We start from the raw sequence: 25519 nt of genomic DNA, 5'->3' as shown, positions 1-25519 counted from the left end.
GGACAGCAAAAAGCCCGCCGAAGCGGGCTTTAAATGGTACGTCCTCTCGGGCTCGAACCGAGGACCCTCTGATTAAAAGTCAGATGCTCTAACCAACTGAGCTAAGGACGCACCGCGCGACGTCCGGGCTGGCCCGAACCGTCGAAGGGCGCCTTCTGTTGTAATCCGGCCTTCCGGTCAAGACCCGGTCTGCTACTCATTGGGCATGAAACCGTTAAATGGCGTCCGCATCATCGAATTCGACGGCTTGGGGCCGGTGACCTTCGCCGGAATGATGCTGGCGGACCTGGGGGCGGAGGTGGTGCGGCTGACGCGCAAAGCCTCGGCCGAACCGGCGGTCTTCGACGAGGTCGGAGGCGAGGTCCTGCATCGGGGACGAGCGGCCGTTCCGGTCGATCTGAAATCACCGGCGGATCGCGAGCGCATCCTGCAACTGATCGATGGGGCCGACGCGGTGATCGAAGGCTTTCGGCCCGGCGTCATGGAGAGGTTGGGCTATGGTCCCGACGTCCTCCAGGCGCGAAAGCCCGCGCTGGTGTTCGGACGTGTGACGGGATGGGGCCAGACGGGGCCGCTGGCGAATGCGGTCGGACATGACCTGAACTACATCGGCCTGTCCGGCGTGCTGCACGCCATGGGCGAGGCGGATCGTCCGCCCTCCCCGCCGTTGAACCTGGTCGGAGATTACGGCGGCGGGGCCATGTTGCTGGTGGTCGGGGTGCTGGCCGCGCTGGTGGAGGCCAGGACGACGGGCCAGGGACGCGTGGTGGACGCCGCCATGACGGACGGGGCGGCCCTGCTGGGCGGCCTGTTCCAAGCCTTGAGGGGTCGGGGACTGTGGAGCGACCGGCGCGGATCCAACCTGCTGGACGGGGGCGCGCCCTTCTATCGGTGCTACGCCTGTCGCGACGGCGGGTTCGTGGCGGTGGCGGCGCTGGAGCCGCGCTTCTACGCCGCGCTGCTGGCCGGCCTGGAGATTGATCCGGCCGAAGCGGTTCAATACGACATCGCCGCCTGGCCGACTCTGCAGGCGCGGCTTGCGGCCTTGTTCGCGAGCAGGGACCGTGACGACTGGAGCGCCTATTTCGCCGGGACGGAAGCCTGTGTCACGCCCGTGCTGAGCCTGGCCGAGGCGCAGGATAATCCGCACAATAAGGCGCGCGGAACATTCCAAAGCGGCCTGCCGCAACCCGCGCCCCGTTTCGACGGCATGGTTGCTGCGCCCGCCCCCAAGTTCGAACTGACCCTGGATCAAATGGTCACAAAATGGTCCGATCCCGCAGGATGACCGACGCAGATTTCGGCGCTAAGGGAACAGCTTAGCGCGACAGGCGTTTGGTCGGCGGAGACCGGGGACTTTCATGACACGCTCGATTTTTGTCTTGGCCGCCGCCGCTAGCGTGCTTGCGCTGTCGGCCTGCGACGACCGTCCTTCGCGCTCGGACGACGACTATCGCGAGATGTCGGTCGAACCGGCGCCCCCGCCGGTCAAGGAAGAGACGCCCCCGCCCGCGCCAGAGGTTCAGGACCCGACGCCCACACCCCCGCCGTCGACGACGCTTCCGCCTGAGGAACGCACGTCGGAACAGTCGGTCCAGCCCGAGAGCGAGACGCTGTTCTACTGACGAACAGGTTTGCCGGGGGGCGTCCTTTTGACGAAAGATCGAGTTTGACGTTCAGGCCTACCCTGCTGGTCGCCCTCGCGGCGTTTTCGGCCTGCGCCCATGCAGCGGCGGCGGAACCCCGCGCGCAGATTCGGGGCGACATGGATGGCGATCTGCGTCGGGCGCTGGAGCGCGCCGTGGGCGAGGTGGACGGCGCGCCGGCCAGCCGCTTCGAGGCCCGCCGTCGCGCCGAGAGCGCCGTGACCTCGGCGACCGCCCTGCTGCGGTCCGAAGGCTACTATCAGTCGGTCGTCGAAGACATCGTCGAGGGCGAGGAGACGCCGATCGCGGTGGTCTCGGTCGAACCGGGGCGCCGTTTCCTGCTGACCGATCCGACGATCCAGTGGGCCGATCCCGCGCCGGAAGCCGAGGCGGCGGACAAGGCCAAAGACGCCATTGCCCTGAAGGCCGGCGATCCGGGGCGAGCGGCGGACGTCATATCCGGCGAAGGTCGGGCCGTGGCGGCGCTGGTGCGCGACGGCTATGCCGACGCCAAGGCCAATCCGCGCCGTGTCGTGGTGGATCACGCGGCCTTCACCGTCGCGCCCGAATATCGCATCGCCTCCGGCGCCCTGGTGCGTCTGGACGGCGTGCGCCTGACCAGCCAGGGCCGCACCAATCCCGCCTGGGTCGCGGGCCTGGCGCCGTGGAACGAGGGCGATCGCTACGATCCCGAACTGGTCGCGGAGCTGGAACGCCGGCTGCTGGACACCGGCGTCTATGACGGCGTCAGCGTCGCGCTGTCGCCGCTGGATCAGATCACCGCCGATGGTCATCGCCCGGTCGTGGTCAGCCTGCAAGACCGGCCTCGTCGCGTTCTGGAGGCCGGCGCCACCTGGTCGACAGCCGAGGGCGCGGGCGTGGACGTGATCCAGACCCGCTACAATCGCTTCGGCCGCGCGGACACCCTGAGGCTGGAAGCACGACTGGCCGACATTGACAGCCGGATAGGCGCCGACCTGTCCCTGCCCCACTGGCGACGACCCGGCCGGACGCTGAAGCTGGGCGCGGCGGTCGTCAACGAAGACACCGACGCCTATCTGCGCACCGCTGTGGTTCTGTACGCCGACCTGCAACAGCGGATCGGCAAGACCTCCTATTTCAACTATGGAATTGGGCTGGACGCCGGGCGCTACAGCGAGACCCGCTACGACTTCACCACCCTGCCCCCGCAGCGCGTGACCTTTGACCGTGATCTGGCGATCATCACCGCGCGGACCAGCGCCTACATCGACCATTCCAATGATCCGCTGAACCCGACCAAGGGCTGGCGGGTCAATCTGGCGGTGCAGCCGACGGCGGTGACCGGCGAGAGCAACATCCTGTTCCTGCGCACTGAAACGCAGGGCACCGCCTACTTCCCCGTGGCGGGTGATCGCACCATCCTGGCCGGACGGATGAAGATCGGCTCCATCGTCGGCGGCAGCGAGCTGAACGTGCCGGCCGACCGTCTGTTCTATTCCGGCGGCGGGGGTTCGGTACGGGGCTATTCGTACCAGAACGTCAATCCGCAGCTGCCGGACGGCACGCCACGGGGCGGTCTGTCGCTGTTTGAAACCTCGTTCGAGGTGCGCCAGTCGATCGGTCAAAGCTTCCAGGCCGTCGCCTTCGTCGATGCCGGGTCCGTGGGCTTCCAGGAGACGCCGAACCTGACCAACATGCGCTATGGCGCGGGCGTGGGCGTGCGCTACATGCTGCCGTTCGGGCCGATCCGGGCGGATGTCGCCATGCCGCTGAACAAGCGTGAGGGCGACTCGGCCTTCCAGATCTACATCAGCATCGGGCAGGCGTTTTGACCGATACACCGCCCGAAGCCACGCCTGAAGACGCGACAACGCCGGCCAAAGCCACGCGGCCCGCAAAGCCGCGTCGCGGGCTGGTCAGACGCATCACCCTGGGCGTGGGCGTGGTGCTGGCCGGACTGCTGGTGCTGATCGCCGCCGCCCTGGTCGGAGGGCGTTACTACATCGCCTCGGACAGCGGTCGCGACATGGTGCTGCAACGGCTTCAGGACCTGAAGATCAGCCGCTACGGCCGGCTGAAGGTCTATGGGCTGAAGGGCGATCTGCTCAGCGATTTCACCATCGACCGCATCACATTGGCCGACAGTCAGGGCATCTGGCTGGAGGCGAACAACCTCAGCATGGACTGGTCGTATCTGGCCCTGCTTGGCCGCAGCTTCCATGCGAACGACATCAAGGCCGAGACCATTCGCGTCCTGCGTCGGCCCGTGGTCGAGCCGCCCACCGGCGAACCGCCCAGTCCCCAGCCGATCTCGGTCCGGATCGACAAGTTCGCGGCCAACATCGAACTGATGGAAGGGTTCTCCAAGGAATACGGCCGTTGGAGCCTGTCGGGGAACGCCAGTCTGCCGCGCACGGGCGCCAAGAGCGCGACGGTCAACGCCGACAGTCTGAACCGACCGGGCGATTTCCTGCGTCTGGCGGCGACCTTCGGCGGCAGGCTGGAAGACACGCGCCTGAACCTTCGCGCCAATGAGGCCCAGGGCGGACCGCTGGCCGGGGCCTTGGGCTATTCGCCGGATCAGCCCTTCTCGGCGGTCGCGGTTCTGAACGCCGACGTCGTCAATGCGCGGGTTCAGACAGGACAGTTCGTTCCCCTGATCGTCCAGGGCCATTTCGGCGACAAGGGCTCGCGCGTCTCGGGTTTCGCCGACTTCAGCAACTCGGACCTGCTGGCGCCCTTCGTCACCAAGATCGGCCGAACCGCGCGGTTCGGCTTCGCCATGGTCCCGACGCCGGACAAGGCCGGCCAGGGCGTGGCCTGGAAGCTGATTTCCGACAACGTCCAGTCCGAGGCGCGCGGCCTGATTCGCAACTCCGATCGCAGTTCGCCAGACGGGATCACCCTCAACATTCAGACGGCCTCGCTGAGCCGACTGGTCGGGTCCGATGTGGCGGGACCGGCGGCCTATTCCGGCCTGTTCAAGGGTGACGCCCAGACCTGGACGCTGGACGGCCAAGTCACCCTGTTGAACGCCAATGTCGCCAGCTATCGCGCCACGCGCATCGCCGGGCCGCTGAACGTCGCGGTCAAGAACGGGCGCATCGATCTGGACGGCGACATTCGCGCCAACGGTGGATCAGGCGAAGGCATCATCGGCGGCCTCTTGGGTCCCGCCCCGCGCGTGCAGATGAAGGCGGCGCGGATGAAGGACGGCGCCATCCTGCTGACCAAGGTCGATCTGCAGGGCCAGGGCCTGACGCTGAACGGCTCGGGCTCGCGCAATCTGCTGGGCGGGATGAACTTCCGCGGCGAGGCGCAACTGACCGACGCCAGGCGCGTGCTGCCCGACGCGCGCGGCGCCTTCGGCGGTCCGATCCGGGCCTCGTCGGCGCGGGCCGGCGCGCCATGGGTGCTGAACTTCGACGGACGGGGCCGCAACCTGACAGTGGGTCTGGACGAGCTGGATCGCCTGCTCGGCAAGACGCCGCGCCTGCAACTGGCCGGCGAGCTGAACGGCGGACGCATCGAGGTCGAGCGCGGTGAACTGACCGGCGCGGCCGGGCGGGCGGGGGCCAAGGGCATCATTGAAACCGCCGGCAAGCTGAGGCTGGCGCTGGACTGGAACGCGCGCGGTCCGTTCGCGGCCGGGCCGGTCGAGATCGGCGGCGACATGAACGGACGCGGCGCCCTGACCGGCACCCTGGCCCAGCCGCGCGTCGATCTGACCGCCGGCTTCCAGCAGGTGACGGCCGGCGCGCTGACGCTGAACAACGCCGACCTGACGCTGAGCTTCCGCAAGGGCGCGGATGCGTCGGACGGCCGGATTTCGGTGGTCAGCGGCTCGAACTATGGTCCGGCGCGTGCGTCGGGCAACTTCTTCCTGGGCGGCAAACGCATACGGTTGAGCGATCTGGACGTGGACGCCGGCGGCGTGACGGCCAGGGGCGCCATCGCCCTGTCCGACAGCATTCCTTCCAGCGCGGACCTGACCTTCTCGGCGCGGGCCGGGGCCTTCCTGGCTTCGGGCGAAGCCAACGGACGGGTGCGGCTGACCGACGGCGGCGGATCGGACAGCGCCATTCTGGACGTCAGCGGTCGCAATGTCCGGCTGGCGGGCCAGAGCTGGATTATTCGCAAGCTGGATCTGGACGGGCGTGGCACGCTGAACAACCTGCCCTTCACCCTGGCGCTGGACGTGGGCGGCCCCAACCCGGCCCAGTTCAACGGCACCGGCGTCTATTCGCGTCAGAACACGACCCACGGTCTGACGCTGCGCGGCGGCGGACGGGTGCGCGAGGTGGCGTTCACCACCCGCAGCCCGGCCTCGATCACCTTGAACGGCGCCACGCGCACGGCGCATCTGGATCTGGGCGTGGGCGGCGGCGTGCTGCTGGCCGACCTGCGTCAGGATGCGCGCGGCGCCGCCATCCAGGCCGACCTGACGCGGGTCGATCTAGGCTCTATCTCGCCTGAACTGCGCGGCAGCGTGACGGGCCAGGTCGCCCTGCGCGGCGCCGGCAGCGACCTGTCGGGCACGGCCAATATCGCCCTTCAGAACGTGCGCAGCATCGACGCGCCGCGCGGCCTGGCCGTCGACGGACGCGTGGACGCGACCCTGACGGGCGACCGGCTGAGCATCAAGGCGACGGCGGTCGATGAAGGCGCGGTTCAGGCCTCGGCTGACGTCGTCCTGCCGGTCGAGGCCTCGGCCGCGCCGCTGCGGCTGGCCATCGCCCGCACGCGCGAAATGTCGGGCCGGGTGTCGATCAATGGGCAGATCCAGCCGATCTGGGACCTGTTCCTGGGCGGCGACCGCAGCCTGGCGGGTCAGGTGGCGGGTCAGGCGACGATCGGCGGGACGCTGAACGCGCCGCGTCTGAACGGCCGGTTCGATCTGAGCCAAGGCTCCTATCGCGAGAACGCGGTCGGTCTGGTGCTCAGCGACCTGACGCTGCGGACGCGCTTCGACGACACCGCCGCCCAGATCGAGACCTTCACGGCCAACGACGGCAAGGGCGGCACGGTGTCTGGCCAGGGCCGCATCGGCCTGCGCCAAGGCTCGGGATCGAACGCGCAGCTGATGCTGAACCGCTTCCGGGTCATCGATAACGATATCGCCGAGGCGCGCGCCTCGGGCCCGATCACCATCGTGCGCGGCGCCGACGGCAATATCCAGCTGGGCGGCCGCATCGACATCGACGAGGCCAAGATCGAACCGGAGCTGCCCGGCGCGACCGGCATCGTCTCGATGGATGTGGTCGAGATCAATCGTCCCGGCGGCGATCCGGAGGAGACCGAGCAGAAGGCGCGCGGTCCGCAGATCGGCATGGACATCGTCCTGCGTTCCAGCGGCGGCAAGGTGCGGGTCAACGGGCGCGGCCTGAACGTGATCCTGGACGTGAACGCCCGGGTGCGCGGCACCATCGCCCAGCCGCAACTGACCGGCACGGCCAATGTGGTGCGGGGGGATTATGAGTTCGCGGGCAAGCGGTTCGTATTCGACGACACGGGTCGCGTCACCCTGTCGACCGATCCCAAGCAGATCCGTCTGAACCTGGCGGCGACACGTGAGGACGCGGCCCTGACCGCTTCGATCAACGTCACCGGAACGGCCGCCGAACCCAAGATCGCCCTGACCTCCACCCCGTCCCTTCCCCAGGACGAAATCCTGTCGCAGGTGCTGTTCGGACGCTCGGCGTCGCAGTTGTCGGCCTTTGAGGCGGCTCAGCTGGCGGCCGGGGTCGCGGCCCTGGCGGGCGGCGGCGGGTTCGACGTGATCGGCAACCTGCGCGAATTGGCGGGGCTGGACCGGCTGTCGTTCGGCGGCGATGCGTCTGCGGTGACGGTCGCGGGCGGTCGCTACATCACCGACGATGTTTATCTGGAGGTCATCGGCGGCGGGCAGAACGGTGCGGCGGTCAAGGTCGAGTGGCAGCCTCGACGCAACGTCGCCATCGCCTCGCAGTTCGGCGGCCAGGGCCAGACCAGCCTGTCGATCCGCTGGCGTCACGAAAGCCGCGAGGCGGGCGACCGTCGTCCGAACCGGGGCGGCCGCAACCGCTAGGCGCGGCGGCTGCCGCTATCAGGCTTTCCTCAGGCGCAACGGATTAGGCGGCCCAATTGCACGCGGCGAAAATGGTGCAACGGCGTGCAATTCTCCCAGCGCGCCGTTGTTTTTCATAACGAAAAAGACGGGACCGAATTGCACTGTGCGACGAAGTGCAATTTTGAAGGCCCAAAACACACGGCATCTGGTCAAGCATTGGCGACATCAAAGACCGGGCGCCGAATATAAGCCCGTTCGACATCGCGCTTAGATGAAAGCCGATACTAGCCTTCAAGCCACGGAAAAGGCGTAGGTTTGCTTCTGCATATGCGCTGGCTGCGAGGCGCAACCCGTCAGCGGGCGGCTAAAGAATCTTCAGCACCCGCTCGACCGGGCGACCGATCACGGCGCCCTTGTCGGTTTCGACGATCGGACGTTCGATCAGGATCGGCTGGTCGATCGCTGCGGCCAGGATGGCTTCGTCGTCTGCGCCGGCGTCCAGCAGCGCCTTGGCGTCGGCCTCCTTTTTACGCAGCAGGCCGGACAAACCGAAGCCGGTTCTGGACGCCAATCGCTGCAGCGTCTCGCGGTCCCATCCGGTCTTCAGATATTGGACCACCGTCGGCTCGACGCCCTGTTCGCGCAACAGGGCGAGGGCGTTGCGCGACGTGCTGCATTTCGGATTGTGGTAGAGGACGACCGACATCACGCCTCCTGCTTCAGACGATGCAGCAGCATGGCGCCCTGCAGCGACGCGACATAGATCACGCCCGACACGATCATGGCCGGCCAGGTCGTCAGGTTGATCCACAGCGGAAGATCCGGCGACGGCAGGGTCCCCAGCAGCCGCATCCCCAGATTGGCCACTACGCTGTAAGCGATCACCGCCAGCATGATGATCGGTATGGCGCGCGTCGTCGTGCGCCACTGCACCACCGCCAAGACGCTGTAGAGCAGGACGGAGAAGATGGCGCTCGAGGCGATCAAGTATGGCCACATGACCTTCATGAACTCGCGTTGAATCGCAGCCTGATCCGCCGACAGACCCATCTTGGCGTATTCCGCGCTCATCGCCGTCTCGAACCAGCCCGAGGTGAGCATCCACCAGGTCGGGATCAGGCCGACGATCAGGGCGATGACCAGCCCGATCACCATGGCGCGCGCCGAACGCTGAGCCTCGGCCATGCCGCGCGGCAGCTTCAGCGGGTTCATGGCGCGGAGCCAGAGGTCGATCGTCTTGCGTGTCATTTTGCGGCCCTGTTCGCGCCGGAACCTAGCGGTGATCGGCGATGACTTACAGGCCCCGACCTTCACCTTTGAGGTCGAGGCGTCTAGGGTCCGGCCGATGCGGATTCTGACCTCGGACCAGGCCGTCCTCGACCACGTCGCCGCGCGACGCGAGACGATCATCGGCCGCACCATCGATTGGGCGAACATCAACTCCGGCAGCCGCAACGCCGCCGGGCTGAAGGCTGTGCTGGATGTTCTGCAAGCAGCGGCGAGCGCCCTGCCCGCCCGTGTCGAACGCCTCCCGACGCAGGGCTCGACCACCGTCGCCGACGACGGGTCGGTGCGGACAGAGGCCCATGCCGACGCGCTGAAGATCACCGCCCGGCCGGATGCGCCGATCCAGGTCGTTCTGACCGGCCACTATGACACCGTCTTCCCCGCCGACAGCCGGTTCCAGACCGTGACCACGCGGGCTGACGGCGCCCTGAACGGGCCGGGCGTCGCCGACATGAAGGGCGGGATCAGCGTGCTGCTGGCCGCACTGGAGGCGTTCGAAACCCATCCAGACAGACACGGCGTCGGCTGGACGGTGCTGCTGAGCCCCGATGAGGAAATCGGCTCGCCGGCGTCCGCACCGCTGCTGGCCGAACTGGGCGCGCGCGGCCATGTCGGCCTGACCTACGAGCCGGCGCTGGCGGACGGCACGCTGGCCGGCGCCCGCAAGGGCAGCGGCAACTATCATCTGATCGTGACGGGTCGCGCCGCTCACGCCGGCCGCGCCTTCGACGAAGGCCGCAATGCGGTAGCCGGCGCCGCCATCATCGCCGCCGCCCTTCACGGACTGAACGGTCAGCACGAGGGCGTCACCGTCAATGTCGCCAAGATTTCGGGCGGGGGCGCGCTGAACGTCGTCGCCGACAACGCCGTGGTGCGCTTCAACGTCCGGGTGCCGGACAAGGCGGCGGCCGACTGGATCGACGCGTCGGTGCGGGCCATCGCCGCGACGCCGCCGTTCGAGGGTCTGACGCTGGATCTGCACGGCGGCTTCACCCGTGCGCCCAAGCCGATGGACGCCGCCCAGACCGCCCTGTTCGAGGCAGTTGCGGAGGCGGGCGCCCTGCTGGGCCAGCCCATCGCCTGGAAACCGTCGGGCGGAGTGTGCGAGGGCAACAATCTGCACGCCGCCGGCCTGCCGAACATCGACACGCTTGGGGTGCGGGGCGGCGACATCCATTCGGATCAGGAGTTCGCCTGGCCCGACAGCTTCGTCGAGCGCGCCCAGCTGAGCGCCCTGATCCTGTGCAAGATCGCATCGGGCGAAATCGATGCGGCCAAACTGAAATCCCTGCGGATGGAAACTCTGTAGAATGCTCGTCGTCCGTCCCGCCGGCCCAGCCGATCTCGATCATCTCCTGGAACTGGCCATCCTGTCCGGCCCCGGCTTCACCAGCCTGCCTGAAGACCCTGATGCGCTGGCCGATCGTCTGGAGCTAAGCCAGGCGAGCTTCGAAGGTCGCGTGCCGTGGCAAGAGGCCTGGTACACCCTGATGCTGGAAGACGGCGACACGGGCGACATCGACGGCGTCGGCTCGGTCAAGGCGACGGTGGGACTCAAACGACCCTTCTTCTCGTTCCGCGTCGTCAACAACACCGTCCAGTCGCCCTCGCTGGGGGTGAAGCTGGACCACCAGACGTTGGTTCTGGTCAACGAATGCACGGGCTGGACCGAGGTCGGTTCGCTGTTCCTGAAGGCGGATCGGCGAAAGGGCGGCGCGGGCCGTCTGCTCAGCCAGTCGCGATACATGCTGATCGGCGCCCAGCCCGAGCTGTTCGCCGACAATGTGCTGGCCGAGTTGCGTGGCGTCTTCACGCCCGACGGCGCCTGCCCGTTCTGGGACCATGTGGCGCACAAATTCTTTCCGATGGAGTTCGACCACGCCGACCGGATGACCGGCTCGACGGACAAGCAGTTCATCCTGGACCTGGCGCCGCGGCACCCGATCTATGTCGAACTGCTGCCTGAACCGGCGCGCGCGGTGATCGGCAAGGTCCATCCGCAAGGCGTGCCGGCCATGGCCCTGCTGGAAAGCGAAGGCTTTAGGCCCAATGGTCTGGTCGACATCTTCGACGCCGGTCCGACCGTCGCCTGCGGCCGCGACAATATCCGGACCGTGCGCGACGCCCGGCGCCTGACGGTTCAGATCGTCGAGGGCGTCGAGGCCGAACTACCGGCCCTTATCTCGACCGACAGCGTCGCCGCCTTCCGCGCCGTTCGCGCCAAGGCCGACATCGATGGCGACGTCGTTCGCCTGACCGCCGAAACCGCCGCCGCGCTCAAGGTGCGCAGCGGAGACTCTGTGCGAGTAAAATCATGACCCGTTTCACCTCCACCGATCCCGCCACCGAAGCGACCAACTGGGAGGGCGATGCCGCCAGCCCGGCCCAGGTTCAGGCCGCCGTCGACGCCGCCCGCACCGCCTTCCCCGCCTGGGCCGATGCGCCGCGCGCCGAACGGATTGAGGGCGTCAAACGCTATCAGGCCGTCCTGAAAGACCGCGCGCCCCAGATCGCCGAGGCCATCGCGCGCGAAACCGGCAAGCCGCTGTGGGAGACCAAGACCGAGGCCGCCGCCATGATCGGCAAGGTGGACATCTCGATCCGCGCCTATGACGAGCGCACCGGCGAACGGACCAGCGACACGGCGTTTGGCCGCGCGACCCTGCGGCACCGTCCGCACGGCGTCGCGGCGGTGCTTGGCCCGTTCAACTTCCCCGGCCATCTGCCGAACGGCCATATCGTCCCGGCCCTGCTGGCCGGCGATACCGTCGTCTTCAAGCCGTCGGAAGAAACGCCCCTGGTCGGTCAGGTGATGACCGAAGCCTTCGCCGCCGCCGACCTGCCGACCGGCGTGGTCAATGTGGTCCAAGGCGGGCGCGAGACGGGCGCGGCCCTGCTGGACGCCGGCATCGACGCCCTGATGTTCACCGGCTCGGGCGCGGCGGGCGCGCATTTCCGCAGGAAGTTCGCCGACGATCCGCATGTCATCCTGGCGCTGGAGCTGGGCGGCAATAACCCGCTGGTCGTGTGGGACGCGGCCGACGCCGAAGCCGTCGCGGGCATCGCGGTTCAATCCGCCTTCATCACCACCGGCCAGCGCTGCTCGTGCGCGCGTCGCCTGATCGTGCCGGAAGGCCCGCAGGGGGATGCGATCATCGAAGCCATCGCCGCCCTGTCCGACAGGCTGATCTTCGCCCCGTGGGACAGCGATCCCGAACCCTATGCCGGCCCGCTGATCTCGGCGCATGCGGCCGAAGCGGCGCTGAAGGCGTTGCAGGAACGGATCGACATGGGGGCCAAGGTCATCCGCGCCTCGGGGCCGGTCGCCAACCTTCCGGGCGCCTTCGTCAAGCCGGCCATCATCGACGTGACCGGGATCGACGTGCCGGACGAAGAGATGTTCGCCCCCTTCCTGTCGGTGACCCGCGTCGGGTCGTTCGACGCGGCGATCCAGGCGGCGAATGCGACCCGCTACGGCCTGTCCGCCGGTCTGGTCAGCGATGATCCGAAAAACTGGGACCACTTCATCCGCCGCATCCGCGCCGGCGTGGTCAACTTCAACCGGCCGACGACGGGCGCCGCCGGCGACATGCCGTTCGGCGGCCTGGGGGCCAGCGGCAACCACCGGCCCAGCGCCTATTACGCCGCCGACTATTGCGCCTATCCGGTCGCCAGTTTCGAGGCGGATGCGGTCGCCAACATCGAAGGCGAGATCAAGGGATTGCGATGATCAGCGCTGTCGAGGCCAACGCCGACGGTCTGATCGGACCGACCCATTCCTACGCGGGCCTATCGCCGGGCAATCTGGCGTCCAGCCTGAACAAGGGCGAGGCGTCCAACCCGCGCGCGGCCGTGCTTCAGGGCCTCGACAAGATGAAGACCCTGGCGGACCTAGGCCTGCCCCAGTTCGTCCTGCCGCCGCATGAGCGGCCGAACATTCCCTTCCTGCGGACCCTGGGCTTTGCTGGATCGGACGCCCAGGTGCTGGAGCGGGCCTGGCGGAGCGCGCCCTCGTTCGCCGCCGCCGCCTGTTCGGCCTCGCCCATGTGGGCCGCCAACGCCGCGACCGTGACGCCCAGCGCCGACGCCGCCGACGGCCGGGTGCATTTCACGCCGGCCAATCTGCACACCAATCTGCACCGCAGCCTGGAGCACCGGCAAACGAAGCGCGCGCTGGACGCCCTGTTTCCTGACGCCAGCCGGTTCGCCGTCCATGATGCCCTGCCCGCGGTCGCGCATCTGGCCGACGAAGGCGCCGCAAACCACGTTCGCCTGTGCGCCGAACATGGCGGCCGCGGCGTCAATCTGCTGGTCTGGGGTCGCGAGGCGTTCGAGCCTTGGGACGGCCCCTTCCCCGCCCGCCAGACACGCGAAGCGTCGGAAGCCATCGTGCGCCGCCACGAAGCCGGACGGCCGGTGCTGGCCCAGCAATCCCGCGCCGCCATCGCCGGCGGCACCTTCCATAACGACGTGGTCTGCGTCGGGGCGCTGGACACCCTGTTCTTCCACGATCTGGCGTTCGAGGACACGGCCGCAACCCAGGCCGCCATTCGCCGCGCGGCCGATGGTCTGTTCGAGCCGATCTTCGTCGAGGTCTCGTCCGCCGACCTGCCGCTGGCCGATGCGATTTCGAGCTATCTGTTCAACTCCATGCTGATCCAGGCGCCGGGCGAGGATCGCCTGACCCTGATCTGTCCGACCGAGACCCGCGACAACCCGCGCAGCCATGCAGTGGCGCAAGCGCTGGCCGCCTCCAACGGTCCGATCGGCCGGGTGCAGTATGTCGATGTGCGCCAATCGATGCGCAACGGCGGCGGACCGGCCTGCCTGCGGCTGCGTGTCGTGCTGACCGAGGCCGAGTTGGCGGCGACCAACCCGGCCATGCGCCTGACGGACGACCTGCATGCGCGTCTGTCGGATTGGGCCGGGCGCTGGTACCGGGACGAACTGCGCCCCGGCGATCTGGCCGACCCTGACCTGCTCACGGAAAGCCGCAGCGCGCTGGACGAACTGACGACGATCCTGAACCTCGGAACCGACTTCTACCCCTTCCAGAGAGGCTGATCCGGCCATGACGACCGCAGCACCCATGAGCCCCGCCCGCCGATTGAGAAATATCGTCGGCGGATCGGCCGGCAATCTGGTGGAGTGGTTCGACTGGTACGCCTATGCGGCTTTCACCCTGTATTTCGCGCCCGTCTTCTTTCCCAGCGAAGACCCGACGGCGCAACTGCTGAGCGCCGCCGCCGTGTTTGCGGTGGGCTTCTTGATGCGGCCCATCGGGGCATGGGTCATGGGCGTCTATGCCGACCGCAAAGGTCGTAAGGCGGGGTTGACCCTCTCGGTGACCCTGATGTGCACGGGTTCGCTGATCATCGGCGTGACACCCGGCTATGCCACCATCGGACTGGCGGCGCCGGCGCTGCTGCTGTTCGCGCGGCTGTTGCAGGGCCTCAGCGTCGGCGGAGAATACGGATCCAGCGCCACCTATCTGTCCGAAATGGCCGAGCCGCATCGCCGAGGCTTCTGGTCCAGCTTCCAGTACGTCACCCTGATCTCGGGTCAGTTGATCGCCCTGCTGCTGTTGATCGTGTTGCAAAATACGTTGAGTGAGACGGCGCTGGCCTCGTGGGGCTGGCGCATTCCCTTCTTCGTCGGCGCGGGCCTGGCGGTCGTCGTCTTCTGGCTGCGTCGCCGTCTGGACGAGACCCATAAGGCGACCGAGGCCAAGGACGCCCCGAAATCCAGCGCCGTGCAGCTGATCCTGAAACACCCGAAAGAGGCGTTCATGGTGCTGGGCCTGACGGCCGGCGGCACCTTGGCCTTCTACACCTACACGACCTATCTGCAGAAGTTCCTGGTCAATACGAGCGGGTTTTCCAAGAACACGGCGACCGAAATCAGCGCGGCGGCCCTGTTCGTCTTCATGCTGCTTCAGCCGGCGGTCGGCGCGCTTTCGGACAGGGTGGGACGGCGTCCCGTGATGATCGCTTTCGGCGTACTGGGGGTGTTGTGCACCGTGCCGATCATGACGACCCTATCGACGGTCGAGAGCCCTTTCGTCGCCTTCCTTTTGGCGCTGGCCGGTCTGGTGATCGTGTCGGGCTACACCGCGATCAATGCGGTGGTGAAGGCGGAGCTGTTCCCCGCCCACATCCGCGCCCTCGGCGTCGCTCTGCCTTACGCCATCGCCAATGCGGTGTTCGGAGGCACGGCGGAATACGTGGCGCTCTGGCTTAAGGGCGCGGGCGTCGAGAGCGTCTTCTTCTGGTACGTGACCGGCATGATCGGACTGTCGCTGCTGACCTTCATCCGTATGCGCGACACCAAGCACAACAGCCTGATCACGCACACCTGACGCCGATCAGGCCGCGAACCGCCCGCCGCGCTGGGCGTAGGCCTGGGTGCCGCGGGTGAACACCTGGTCGGTCGGCAGGACGGTTTCGATGGCGAGGTCGTCCTTGCCTTTCAGCGCCGCATAGACCGGCCCGAAGTCCTTGAGCGTCTCGTCCTTCAGGGCTTCCAGGCTGTCGATGACGAAATAGACCTGCTGGAAATCGTCGATCCGGTACAGGGTGCGCATCACCCGCTCCAGGTCGAACCCCAGGCGGTTGGGCGACGGATCGTCCAGAGCAAAGACGCTCTCGGTCGCCGAGGAGACGATGCCGGCGCCGTAGATGCGAAGGCCGTCCACCTCCGTCATCAGGCCGAACTCCACCGTATACCAGTACAGGCGCGCCAGGTTCGGCAGCATGCCCAGGCTGGCCGCCCGCTGCCCGCCCTTGCCATAGGCCTCCATATAGGCGGCGAAATCGGGGTCGGTGAGCATCGGCACGTGACCGAAGACGTCGTGGAAGATGTCGGGTTCCTGCAGGTAATCCAGTTGGTCCGGCTTGCGGATAAACTGGCCCGAGACGAAGCGGCGATTGGCCAGATGGTCGAAGAAGACCTCGTCCGGAACCAGACCCGGCACGCAGACGACTGTCCAGCCTGTCAGGGCCTGAAGCTTGGGATTGATCACGTCGAAGTCGGGAATGCCGCCGGCGTTCAGATCCAGTGCGTCCAGTCCCCGCATAAAGGCGTCGCAGGCGCGACCGGGCAGGATCTTCATCTGCCGGGCGTAAAGCGTGTCCCAGGTCTGGTGCTCGACCTCGGTGTAGGCGGCCCAGTTCTGCAGAATGGTCCAGTCGGCGGCCGCGCCCTCGGGCGGCTTTTCGAAGACGTGTTCGAAGTCGGACATGGCGTATTCCTCTTTTGCCGCCATCCTAGCCCGGAGCCGCCACGGCTTCCAATCGTCAGTGCAGACGTTCGTCCAGCGGGGCGTGGTGGCCCATGCCGTCGGTGGTGAACCACCGCTCGGCGTCGTCGGGCAGCAGGACAGTATCGCCGTCTTCAAGAGCGCCCTCGGCGGCGTAGGCGACGAAGCCGCCATCCTCGCCCAAGGCGAAGACGCGGTAGAAGGGCTGGTCCGGTCTGACCAGGCCGCATTCACCGGCCGGTCCCTCATAGGCGTGATCGACATCCATCACGACGCCACGAAAGGCGTCGTCGCGGTGGCGGACAATCTGGCCGATAGCGAAACGTGCGGTCTGAATGCGGGTCATCGCACTTCATACGATTCAGCGCATGACCCCAATGCCGACAGGGCTGTTCATCTTCCTGACAGAATGGCTTGGCGCGGACGATCTTGACGGGTTAGGCTGATCAGGACGGGCGCCGCTTTGGACCGCCCACAACGGATGACGGCCCATGCCGGAGACCCACGGCGCGCCTCGACGGCGCGACGAGCGGTCCCAGCCTTCCCGTTCGAGGGATGCGTCGGGTCGAGATGCGCCGCTGTATGGCGCGCTCGATCTGGGGACCAACAATTGCCGGCTGCTGATCGCGCGGCCGTCACGCGAAGGCTTTCGCGTGGTCGACAGCTTCAGCCGCATCGTGCGGCTGGGCGAAGGGCTGTCTCGGACGGGCCTTCTGGACCCGCGCGCCATGGACCGGGCCTATGACGCCCTGGCCCTGTGCGCCGAGCGGATCGTGCGCAAGGGCGTCGATTCTGCGCGATTGAGCGCCGTCGCCACCCAAGCCTGCCGGGCGGCCGAGAACGGCGCCGACTTCATCGACCGTGTGCGCAAGGGCACGGGGGTGCGCTTGCGGATCATTGATCCCGCCGAAGAAGCGCGTCTGGCGGTCGAGGGATGCCTGAATCTGATCGACCCGAAGGCCGAGGCCGTGCTGGTCATCGATGTCGGCGGCGGCTCAACCGAGATGTCGTGGCTGAAGCGCAGCGGCACCGACTGGACGACCACCGCCTGGATGTCGGCGCCAGTGGGGGTCGTGACCCTGGCCGAGCGGCATCCCGAGCCGTCGAACTCCGGCGAGGCCTGGTACGAGGCCATGGTCGCCGACATGGGCGCGGCCATCGCAGCGGGCGGGATCGTCGACGAACCGATGCTGGACCTGTTCCGGCAGAACCGGGCGCATCTGGTCGGCACCTCGGGCGCGATCACCAGCCTGGCGGGCATTCACCTGAATCTGCCACGCTACAATCGCGACCGCGTCGATGGCTTGTGGATGACGCGCGCCGACTGCGAGGCGGCGGCGGATCGGCTGAAGGCGCTGGGGCCGGACGGCCGGGCGCGCGAGGCCTGCATCGGTCCCGATCGGGCGGACTTGGTGCTTGCGGGCGCTGCGATCCTGGAAGCTGTCCAACGGGCCTGGCCGTCGGAACGCGTGCGGGTCGCGGATCGCGGCCTGCGCGAAGGCCTGCTGCTGCAAAGGATGCGCGAAGACAAGAAGCCGCCGAGGGGACGGCGTCGGCGGCGCGGACGATGGCGGCCGGCCTCCGCCGCCTGATCAGGCGGCGGGCGTGACGCGCACCGGCAGTTCGATATCGCACACCGAGAAATCCGCGCCACGCGCCTGACGCGCCTGCTGCGCCAGGGTCTGGAATGTGGCGGAGTTGGTGTTCAGGACGGCCGCCGTCGGACGCTCGGCTGTGGGCAGATCCGATGCCACGCGAACGCAAGTCATCTGATCCGGTCCCTGGACCAGACCGTCCGGCGTGTCGCTAGCCTTCAGCGATCGCACGACATCCAGACCGGACACGACCCGACCCCAGACGGTGTAGCGCTTGTCCAGCGCCGGATAGGCCTGACGCATCAGGAAGAACTGGCTGTTGGCGGTGTCGTTACCTTCGTCACGCGCCATACCCGCGACGCCCGGGCAATATAGCGCCCAACCGTGGACCTTCTTGTCGCTGGTGCCGGACATCAGGGCGTCGGGCTGGGTCTGGACCGGGATGGAATCGACGAAGCCGACCAGGGCGCCGACCGGGGCCGCGACCGGGGTGAAGGCCATGTCCGCGCCACGGCGGAAGGTGAACTCGGCCTTCAGGTCGGGGTACCAGCTCTGGCCCTCGCCCGTGCCCAGCGGATCGCCGGTCTGGGCCATGAACCAGTCGATCACCCGGTGCCAGACCAGGTTGTCGAAGAAGCCGCGCGACGCCAGCAGCTTGATGCGTTCGACATGGGCGGGCGCGATCTGGGGCGCCAGTTCGACCAGAACCCGCCCCTTGTTGGTGTCGATGACCAGCAGGTTGTCAGGCGCGATCGTGCGCCATTCGCCGGGCGGCGGCGGGGGCGCGGGAACGGCGGTCGCGTCCTGCGCCAGGGCGGCGCCCGCCGTCGCGGCCAGCACGGCCGCCGCCATCGCCATCGTTCGTATTATCGTCATCGTCCCCTCCCCCTTTGCAAATGCGTCAGCCGCCCGTCACTTCGGCGACCGGCTGAATGTCACAGACGCTGAAGGCCGCGCCGCGCGCGGCGCGCGCCGTGGCGATCCGTTCGGCGAAGGCGGCGCTGCCGGCGTTCAGCACGCGCACCGTCGGACGTTCGGCTTCGGGCAGGGCCGAGGCCATGCGGACACGGGTCATGACGTCGGGATCGGTCACCTTGCCGTCCTCGGCGTCCGAACCCTTCTTCAGCTTGCCGACCACGTCCAGGCCGGACACCACGCGTCCGAAGGCGGTGTAGATGCCGTCCAGCTGTTCGCGCGCGCCCATCATCAGGAAGAACTGGCTGTTGGCGCTGTCGGGCGAACCCGAACGGGCCATGCCCAGCACGCCGGGACAGAACAGGCCGTGGGCGTCGACCTTGAAGTCGGCGGTGACCATCATTTGGGCGTCGGGTTGGGTCTGGACCGGCAGATCGCCGACCAGGCCGCGCACGCCCGCGCCGACGCTGGGCACGGCGACAAAGCCGGCGTCGCGTCCACGACGGAAGCTGAACTCGGCCTTCAGGTCCGGCAGCTCGCTGCCGCCCTCGCCCGTGCCCTTTGGGTCGCCGGTTTGCGCCATGAAATCAGGGATGACGCGGTGGAACTTCAGACCGTCGTAGAAGCCCTGGTTAGCCAAGGTGCGGATGCGTTCCGCATGATTGGGCGCGGCGACGGGGATCAGTTCGACCAGCACCCGGCCCTTCGACGTATCGATAACCAACAGGTTTTCCGGCGCGATGGCGCGCCAGTCGGACGCCGCCGGCGCCGTTTGCGCCACAGCCGGCGCCTGGGCCGCGCCAGCCGCGAGAAGAGCGGCGACGGTCGCTGCGATGATGGCCTTACGCATGGTCTTGTCTACCCTAACCGTTCTTGACCTTGGCCCGCACGCGCTCGGCGATGGCGGGGCTGACGAAACTGTCGATCGCGCCGTCCAGTCGGGCGATCTCCTTGACGAGCCGCGAGGCGATCGCCTGATGGCGCGGATCGGCCATCAGGAATACGGTCTCGATGTCCTGATTGAGGCGCTGGTTCATGGCCGTCATCTGGAACTCGTATTCAAAGTCGGCGACGGCGCGCAGACCCCGGATGATGACGCTGGCGTCCAGCTCTTCGGCGAAATGCATCAGCAGGGTCGAAAACGGCTGGACCACGATGTCGCCGACGAGGGGCGCCATCTCGGCCTTCAGCATCTCGACCCGTTCGGCGGTGGAGAACAGCGGCCCCTTGTCGTCGTTCTGGGCGACGCCGATGACCAGCCGGTCCACCAGCTTCAGCGCACGCTTGATGATGTCGGTATGCCCGTTCGTCACCGGGTCGAAGGTGCCCGGATAAAGTCCGATGCGCATGCGTGTCTCCCCGGCCTGTCGCGTGGCGTCAGCGTCGTTTAGCAGGTGCGAAATCAGCGGCCTAGCCGGCTGACGCCTTCGTCATCGTCATGATCCGCGATGCGTTGGGGCGCCTGGGCGGTCCAGGCCGCTTCGACCTTGGCGAGCAGGGCCGGGTCATTGGCGAACGAGACGTCATCGATGGCGATGATCGGACAGACGGGCGTGGCGCTGTTGCACAGAAACGCGGCGTCAAAGGCGTTGATCGCGTCGAGACGGATCGGCCGCGTTTCACTGGTCAGCCCGACCTGGGGCAACCCGCGCTTTATCAAGGTCTGAGTCACGCCGGCCAGCATTGGGGCCTGGGGCCAGACGATCCGGTCGCCCTGGACAAAGCCGATGTTCCACAGCGTGCCCTCGGCGACCCGCCCCGCCCCATCGACAAACAGGGCGTCGTCAAACCCGGCGGCGCGCGCGGCGCGGCGGGCGCGTATCAAGCCGAAGGTGGCGAGATGCTTCAGATGCGGCGCCTCGCGCTCATAGGGCATGGCGGTAACCCGCACTTGGGTCGCCAGCGGCGGCGGCGCAGGGGAGACGCTGGTCATCACCTTCGGTCGGCCGACGTAGGTCGGGTTGCGATGGCCGATCTCGGGCGAGAACAGGCTGACGCGCAGCCAGCAGGCCTCACGGCCGGCGACGGCCAGCGCCATCAGACGCCGAAACTCAACCTCGCCCGGGCTTTCGCCGAACAGTTCGACGGCGGCCTGCTCCAGACGGGCCAGGTGGAGATCGAGGCCGCGCGCGGCGCCGTTCTCGACGCGGAAGGAGGTGTAGGCGCCGTAGTTGACCAAGGCTTGGTGGGCCAGATCATCAGGCGTGGCGGGAAGGCCGTCGATCAGAATCGTCGCGCTCAAACGACCCTCCCCATGCCCGCTTGGCGGAGGCGGATCAGGCCTCGCCGCCCTCGTCGCCGGCGACATCGGCGTCATCCGCGCCGCCGCTTTCCGGCAGGCGTTCGACCGAGACGACCTTCTCGTCCTTGCCGGTGCGGAAGATAGTGACGCCCTGGCTGGAGCGGCCGACGATGCGGACCTGGTCGATGCGCGTGCGGATCATCTGACCGCCCGAGGTGACCAGCAACAGATCGTCCGTCTCCTCGACCGGGAAGGCCGCCGCCAGACGCGTGCCGGCGCGACCGCCCAGGCCGTGGGCCGTCAGACCCTGGCCGCCGCGCCCCGTACGACGATACTCATAGGCCGAGGACCGCTTGCCGAAGCCGGTTTCAGTGACCGTCAGGATGAACTGTTCGGCGGCGCCCAGTTCGGCGATCCGCTCGACCGAGAGAACGGCGTCGCCGGCGGCCTCGTCATCGGCCTCGACAACAGGCGCATCCTCTTCCGCATCCGCGCCAGCCAGGGCCTTGCGCATGGCGTTGGCGTGTTTGACGTAGGCGGCGCGTTCTTCCGGCGTGGCGTCGACGCGGCCCAGGATGGCCATGGAGATGACTTCGTCGCCGTCCTGCAGGCGCACGCCCCGGACGCCGGTCGAATCCCGGCCTTTGAAGACGCGCACATCGTCGGCCTTGAACCGGATCGCGCGGCCCAGCGCCGTCGTCAGCAGCACATCGTCGTCCGCCGTGCACAGGCCGACGCCGACCATACGGTCAGAGCCTTCCAACTTCATGGCGATCTTGCCGGCGCGGTTCACGGTGGCGAAGTCCGACAGCTTGTTGCGCCGCACGTCGCCGCTCGAGGTGGCGAACATGATGTCGTAGTCGCCCCAGGTCGTCTCGTCCTCGGGCAGAGGCAGGACGTTCATGATGCTGTCGCCCGGCTCGATGGGCAGCAGATTGACGAAGGCCTTGCCCCGCGACTGCGGATTGCCCAGCGGCAGGCGCCAGGTCTTCAGCTTGTAGGCCTTGCCGTTGGTGGCGAAGAACAGGACCGGCGTGTGGGTCGAGGCGCTGAAGACGCCGGTGATGGCGTCCTCGTCCTTCATCGCCATGCCCGAACGACCCTTGCCGCCGCGATGCTGGGTCCGATAGGCGTTCAAGGCCACACGCTTGACGTAGCCGCCGTGGGTGACGGTGACGACCATGTCCTCGCGCGGGATCAGGTCCTCGTCCTCCATCTCGCCATCGCCTTCCCCGATCAGGGTGCGGCGCGGCACGGCGAACCGATCCTTAACGTCGATCAGGTCGTCGCGGATGATGGCCAGGACGTTCTTGCGGTCCGACAGGATGGTCAGGTGGCCCTGGATGGTGTCGGCCAGGCCATGCGCCTCGCCAAAAATGTCGTCGCGGCCCAGGCCGGTCAGACGCGACAGGGTAAGGGCCAGGATGGCGCGGGCCTGTTCGTCGGTCAGGCGTATCTTGTCGCCCTCGACGATGACGGTGCGCGGATCGGCGATCAGCTCGACCAGGGCCATCATGTCGCCGACGGGCCAGGCCTTGGCCTGCAGACGCTCGCGCGCCTCGGTCGGATCGGCCGAGGAGCGGATGATGTGGATCACCTCGTCGATATTGGCGACGGCGACGGCCAGACCGACCAGGACGTGGCCGCGGTCGCGGGCCTTGTTCAGCTCGAACTTGACGCGCCGGACGACGACCTCCTCGCGGAAGTCGAGGAAGATCTGCAGCAGTTGGCGCAGACCCATCTGCTCGGGCCGGCCGTGGTTCAGCGCCAGCATGTTGACGCCAAACGAGCTCTGCATGGCGGTATAGCGCCACAGCTGGTTCAGGATGACGTCGCCGGACGCGTCGCGCTTCAGCTCGATCACGATCCGCATGCCCTGGCGGTCGGATTCGTCGCGAACGTCGGAAATGCCTTCCAGCCGCTTCTCTCGCACCATTTCGGCAATGCGCTCGATCAGGGTCTGTTTGTTGACTTGATAGGGCAGTTCGGTGACGACGATGGCCTCGCGGTCCTTGCGGATCTCCTCCACCGAGGCGCGGCCGCGCACGACGACCGAGCCGCGGCCGTCGCGCAAGGCGTTGCGCGGGGCGGTGCGGCCCATGATCTCGCCGCCGGTCGGGAAGTCTGGACCGGGCACGATGTCCAGCAGGGCGTCGTCGGTGACGTTCGGATCATCCAGCAGGGCCAAGGCCGCATCCACGACCTCGCCCAGATTGTGCGGCGGGATGTTGGTCGCCATGCCGACGGCGATGCCGCCCGCGCCGTTGACCAGCAGGTTCGGAATCCGGCTCGGCAGGACGACCGGCTCCAGCTCCTTCTCGTCGTAGTTCGGCTGGAAATCGACCGTGTCCTTGTCGATGTCGGCCATCAGGGCGACGGCGGCCGGGGCCATCCGGGCCTCGGTGTAACGCATCGAGGCGGGCATATCGCCATCGACCGAACCGAAGTTGCCCTGGCCGTCGACCAGCATCAGCCCCATCGAGAACGGCTGCGCCATCCGCACCAGGGCCATATAGACCGAGGCGTCGCCGTGGGGGTGGAACCGGCCCAGCACGTCACCGACGACGCGGGCGCATTTCGAATAGCTGCGCTCGGGCGTCATGTTCAGGTCGTGCATCGAGTACAGGATGCGACGGTGAACCGGCTTCAGCCCGTCACGGGCGTCGGGAAGCGCGCGCGAGACGATCACGCTCATGGCGTAATCGAGGTACGAACGCTTCAGTTCGTCCTCGATCGTGATCGTGGAAATGTCGGAGCCGCCGCCTCCCGGAACGATCGGAGATGCGGCGTTTTCGTAGCTGTCGTCGGTCAATGAAGCGTGGCTTTATGCGGCCGGAATCGGAACGTGATCCGCTGTGACGATTTCTAGCATTCCAGGGCCTCGGTGGCAAAGCGACGTCGCCGTGAAAGCCCGTCTCTGAAAGGACTTTCGACATGCGCGCCACCCGCCTCGCCGCCGCCCTTCTCCTCGCCTCCCCCTTGGCCCTGACAACCGCCTGCGCCGCGACCGGAAACGCGCCCCAGGCGGCCGTTGAACGCGCGCCCGTCGGCGCAACGGGACAGGCCGTTCTGATCAACGCCTCCGGCGCCAATATCGGCCGCGTCGACCTGCGCCAGGGACCGACCGGCCTGCTGATGAAGATCGAGGCCTCGGGCCTGACGCCCGGCTGGCACGGCATCCACATCCATGCGACCGGCGAATGCGCCGCCCCCTTCACCTCGTCCGGGGCCCACATCAACCACGGCGAGCCCAAGGCCCCGCACGGCCTGCTGAACGCCGCCGGGCCGGACGACGGCGACCTTCCCAACGTCTGGGCCGGTGCGGACGGCAAGGTGAACGCCGAACTGTTCACGACCCGCGCGAGGATCTCGTCCGAAGGCCCCGGCCAATGGCTGTGGGACGCCGACGGCTCGGCCATCATCATCCACGCCAACCCCGACGACCATTCGACCCAGCCCATCGGCGGCGCCGGCGACCGGGTGGCCTGCGCGGCGCTCAGCGCTAGCTAAGTCTTTCTGCGGTACGGAAGATGGCCCGCTGGACAGCGTTCAGCGAGCTTTTTTCATGTGACATCAGCCAACGATCAGGAACAGATCAAGCCTTGGCGGCGCCGGCGCGCAAGCCCCGTTCCGCCAGGGCCACAAGGGCGACCCCGCCCATGGTGATGGCCGATCCCGTCAGAATCTGCGGCGTCAGGATGTCGCCCATGAAGCTCCAGCCGATGAACATCGACACCACGGGCGTGACCAGCAGATAGGGCGTCACCCGCCCCGCCTCGCGCCGCTGGACCAGCCAGAACAGCAGGGTGGTGGCCAGCACGGACGACACCACGCCCGCCCACAGCAACGAGGCCCAGACCATGGGCGTGGCGTTCTTCACCGCCTCCCACTGGCCATGCTCGAATACCGCCGAGCCGAAGGCCATGACGGGAAAGGCCCCCAGCGCCAGCAGACCCTGCATCTTCAACGGCGGGATGGAGGTGGTGCGACGCGCGACCACCGTCGTCACGCCCCAGGCCGCGCCGGCCGCGATGGCGACCAGAATGGCCTTCCAGTCCTGCAGCGCATGGGCGTCCAGCGTCATCCAGGCCACCCCGACGAAGGCCACGCCCATGCCGACCAGGGCCGCCTTGGACAGCCGCTCGCCCAGGATCAGGAAGGCGAACAGGGTGGTGAAGGGGATCCACAACTGGTTGGCCACGGTCACCGGGCTGACGTCGGTCGCCAGCCAGTAGGCCGTGTAGGCCAGGCCGTACTGGATGGGCCCGCCGATGATGACGATCAGCATCAGGCTCTTCCAGTCCGGGAAAGGCGGCCGTACAAAGGCGATCAGACAGGCGGTGGCGATGCCGAAACGGATGGCCCCGACCAGCAGCGGCGACAGCTCCTGCGTCGCCAGTTTGGCCCCGGCGTTGTTGACGCCCCACACCACGATGATCGCCACAATAGCGGCGATCTCCAGCCCCGTCAGGGCGTGAGGCCTCTTGGGCAGGGGTGCGGGCGCATGCGCAACTTCGGAATGCACGTCGGTCATAACCGCCCTAT

General features: G+C 67.6%; 21 protein-coding genes and 1 tRNA gene. 11 read left to right on the top strand and 11 right to left on the bottom strand.

Annotation, left to right across the window (positions count from 1 at the left end; genetic code table 11):
* Nucleotides 1-34: 34 nt before the first annotated feature.
* Nucleotides 35-111, bottom strand: a tRNA-Lys gene (locus tag HF680_RS07785).
* An 88-nt stretch (nt 112-199) separates the two neighbouring features.
* Here HF680_RS07785 and HF680_RS07780 point away from each other — a divergent pair.
* The 4 genes from HF680_RS07780 to HF680_RS07765 all read left to right on the top strand — a co-directional run bounded on the left by HF680_RS07780 (nt 200) and on the right by HF680_RS07765 (nt 7695).
* A complete protein-coding gene (locus tag HF680_RS07780; RefSeq protein WP_205196142.1) occupies nt 200-1288 on the top strand; it encodes a CaiB/BaiF CoA transferase family protein in 1089 nt (362 codons plus the stop codon).
* 73 nt (nt 1289-1361) lie between these two features.
* The gene (locus HF680_RS07775; RefSeq protein ID WP_066626126.1) at nt 1362-1625 is read left to right on the top strand and encodes a hypothetical protein; all 264 of its coding nucleotides are present in this window, start codon (nt 1362-1364) and stop codon (nt 1623-1625) included.
* Nucleotides 1626-1669: 44 nt separating this feature from the next.
* A complete protein-coding gene (locus HF680_RS07770; protein WP_185224645.1) occupies nt 1670-3460 on the top strand; it encodes an autotransporter assembly complex protein TamA in 1791 nt (596 codons plus the stop codon).
* Nucleotides 3457-7695, top strand: a complete 4239-nt coding sequence (locus HF680_RS07765) for a translocation/assembly module TamB domain-containing protein (protein ID WP_185224644.1) — start codon at nt 3457-3459, stop codon at nt 7693-7695. The genes HF680_RS07770 and HF680_RS07765 overlap by 4 nt, the downstream gene beginning before the upstream one ends.
* Before the next feature lie 346 nt (nt 7696-8041).
* On the opposite strand, the gene arsC is transcribed toward HF680_RS07765, so the two are convergent.
* A complete protein-coding gene (gene arsC / locus HF680_RS07760; RefSeq protein ID WP_045810191.1) occupies nt 8042-8383 on the bottom strand; it encodes an arsenate reductase (glutaredoxin) in 342 nt (113 codons plus the stop codon).
* Nucleotides 8383-8925, bottom strand: coding sequence for a hypothetical protein (locus HF680_RS07755; RefSeq protein WP_045810192.1), 543 nt, complete (start codon nt 8923-8925; stop codon nt 8383-8385). The genes arsC and HF680_RS07755 overlap by 1 nt, the downstream gene beginning before the upstream one ends.
* A 97-nt stretch (nt 8926-9022) precedes the next feature.
* Between HF680_RS07755 and HF680_RS07750 the strand changes: the two genes are divergently transcribed.
* Genes HF680_RS07750 through HF680_RS07730 form a run of 5 tightly spaced genes read left to right on the top strand, consistent with a single transcriptional unit; the run spans nt 9023 to nt 15322 of the window.
* On the top strand, nt 9023-10273 hold the full coding sequence (locus tag HF680_RS07750) for a hydrolase (protein WP_045810487.1): 1251 nt from the start codon (nt 9023-9025) through the stop codon (nt 10271-10273).
* Nucleotide 10274: 1 nt separating this feature from the next.
* The gene (locus HF680_RS07745) at nt 10275-11282 is read left to right on the top strand and encodes an arginine N-succinyltransferase (RefSeq protein ID WP_045810193.1); all 1008 of its coding nucleotides are present in this window, start codon (nt 10275-10277) and stop codon (nt 11280-11282) included.
* A complete protein-coding gene (gene astD / locus HF680_RS07740) occupies nt 11279-12694 on the top strand; it encodes a succinylglutamate-semialdehyde dehydrogenase (RefSeq protein ID WP_045810194.1) in 1416 nt (471 codons plus the stop codon). The genes HF680_RS07745 and astD overlap by 4 nt, the downstream gene beginning before the upstream one ends.
* Nucleotides 12691-14028: an N-succinylarginine dihydrolase gene (gene astB / locus HF680_RS07735; RefSeq protein WP_045810195.1), complete on the top strand. Its 1338-nt coding sequence runs from the start codon at nt 12691-12693 to the stop codon at nt 14026-14028. The genes astD and astB overlap by 4 nt, the downstream gene beginning before the upstream one ends.
* 7 nt (nt 14029-14035) lie before the next feature.
* Nucleotides 14036-15322 carry an MFS transporter gene (locus HF680_RS07730; RefSeq protein ID WP_185224643.1) on the top strand — a complete coding sequence of 429 codons (1287 nt, stop codon included), beginning with the start codon at nt 14036-14038 and terminating at the stop codon, nt 15320-15322.
* 6 nt (nt 15323-15328) lie between these two features.
* On the opposite strand, the gene phhA is transcribed toward HF680_RS07730, so the two are convergent.
* Together phhA and hspQ are read right to left on the bottom strand one after the other, a co-directional pair.
* A complete protein-coding gene (phhA, locus tag HF680_RS07725; protein ID WP_185224642.1) occupies nt 15329-16204 on the bottom strand; it encodes a phenylalanine 4-monooxygenase in 876 nt (291 codons plus the stop codon).
* 55 nt (nt 16205-16259) lie between these two features.
* Entirely contained in the window at nt 16260-16568 is a 309-nt protein-coding gene (gene hspQ, locus HF680_RS07720) for a heat shock protein HspQ (protein ID WP_185224641.1), read from the bottom strand.
* Between the two features lie 145 nt (nt 16569-16713).
* Between hspQ and HF680_RS07715 the strand changes: the two genes are divergently transcribed.
* Nucleotides 16714-17814, top strand: a complete 1101-nt coding sequence (locus tag HF680_RS07715) for a Ppx/GppA phosphatase family protein (protein ID WP_185224640.1) — start codon at nt 16714-16716, stop codon at nt 17812-17814.
* On the opposite strand, the gene HF680_RS07710 is transcribed toward HF680_RS07715, so the two are convergent.
* The 5 genes from HF680_RS07710 to gyrA are packed head-to-tail and all read right to left on the bottom strand — an operon-like array spanning nt 17815 to nt 23786.
* Entirely contained in the window at nt 17815-18693 is an 879-nt protein-coding gene (locus HF680_RS07710; protein WP_205196140.1) for a peptidylprolyl isomerase, read from the bottom strand. It abuts the gene before it with no gap.
* Nucleotides 18694-18718: 25 nt separating this feature from the next.
* Nucleotides 18719-19582 carry a peptidylprolyl isomerase gene (locus HF680_RS07705; RefSeq protein WP_185224639.1) on the bottom strand — a complete coding sequence of 288 codons (864 nt, stop codon included), beginning with the start codon at nt 19580-19582 and terminating at the stop codon, nt 18719-18721.
* A 13-nt stretch (nt 19583-19595) separates the two neighbouring features.
* Nucleotides 19596-20081, bottom strand: a complete 486-nt coding sequence (gene coaD, locus HF680_RS07700; RefSeq protein ID WP_185224638.1) for a pantetheine-phosphate adenylyltransferase — start codon at nt 20079-20081, stop codon at nt 19596-19598.
* A 53-nt stretch (nt 20082-20134) separates the two neighbouring features.
* The gene (locus tag HF680_RS07695; RefSeq protein WP_185224637.1) at nt 20135-20974 is read right to left on the bottom strand and encodes an aminotransferase class IV; all 840 of its coding nucleotides are present in this window, start codon (nt 20972-20974) and stop codon (nt 20135-20137) included.
* A 34-nt stretch (nt 20975-21008) separates the two neighbouring features.
* On the bottom strand, nt 21009-23786 hold the full coding sequence (gene gyrA, locus HF680_RS07690; RefSeq protein ID WP_185224636.1) for a DNA gyrase subunit A: 2778 nt from the start codon (nt 23784-23786) through the stop codon (nt 21009-21011).
* Between the two features lie 122 nt (nt 23787-23908).
* On the opposite strand from gyrA, the gene HF680_RS07685 reads away from it, so the two are divergent.
* Complete coding sequence (locus tag HF680_RS07685) at nt 23909-24484, top strand: superoxide dismutase family protein (RefSeq protein WP_045810201.1); 576 nt, start codon at nt 23909-23911, stop codon at nt 24482-24484.
* Between the two features lie 85 nt (nt 24485-24569).
* Here HF680_RS07685 and HF680_RS07680 read toward each other — a convergent pair whose 3' ends face one another.
* A complete protein-coding gene (locus HF680_RS07680; RefSeq protein ID WP_045810202.1) occupies nt 24570-25508 on the bottom strand; it encodes a DMT family transporter in 939 nt (312 codons plus the stop codon).
* Between the last annotated feature and the right edge of the window lie 11 nt (nt 25509-25519).

It is taken from the genome of Brevundimonas huaxiensis (genome assembly GCF_014218725.1).
GTDB lineage: Bacteria > Pseudomonadota > Alphaproteobacteria > Caulobacterales > Caulobacteraceae > Brevundimonas > Brevundimonas huaxiensis.
Note: the sequence above shows the minus strand (reverse complement) of the source record. Positions and strands in the feature narration are given on the sequence as shown.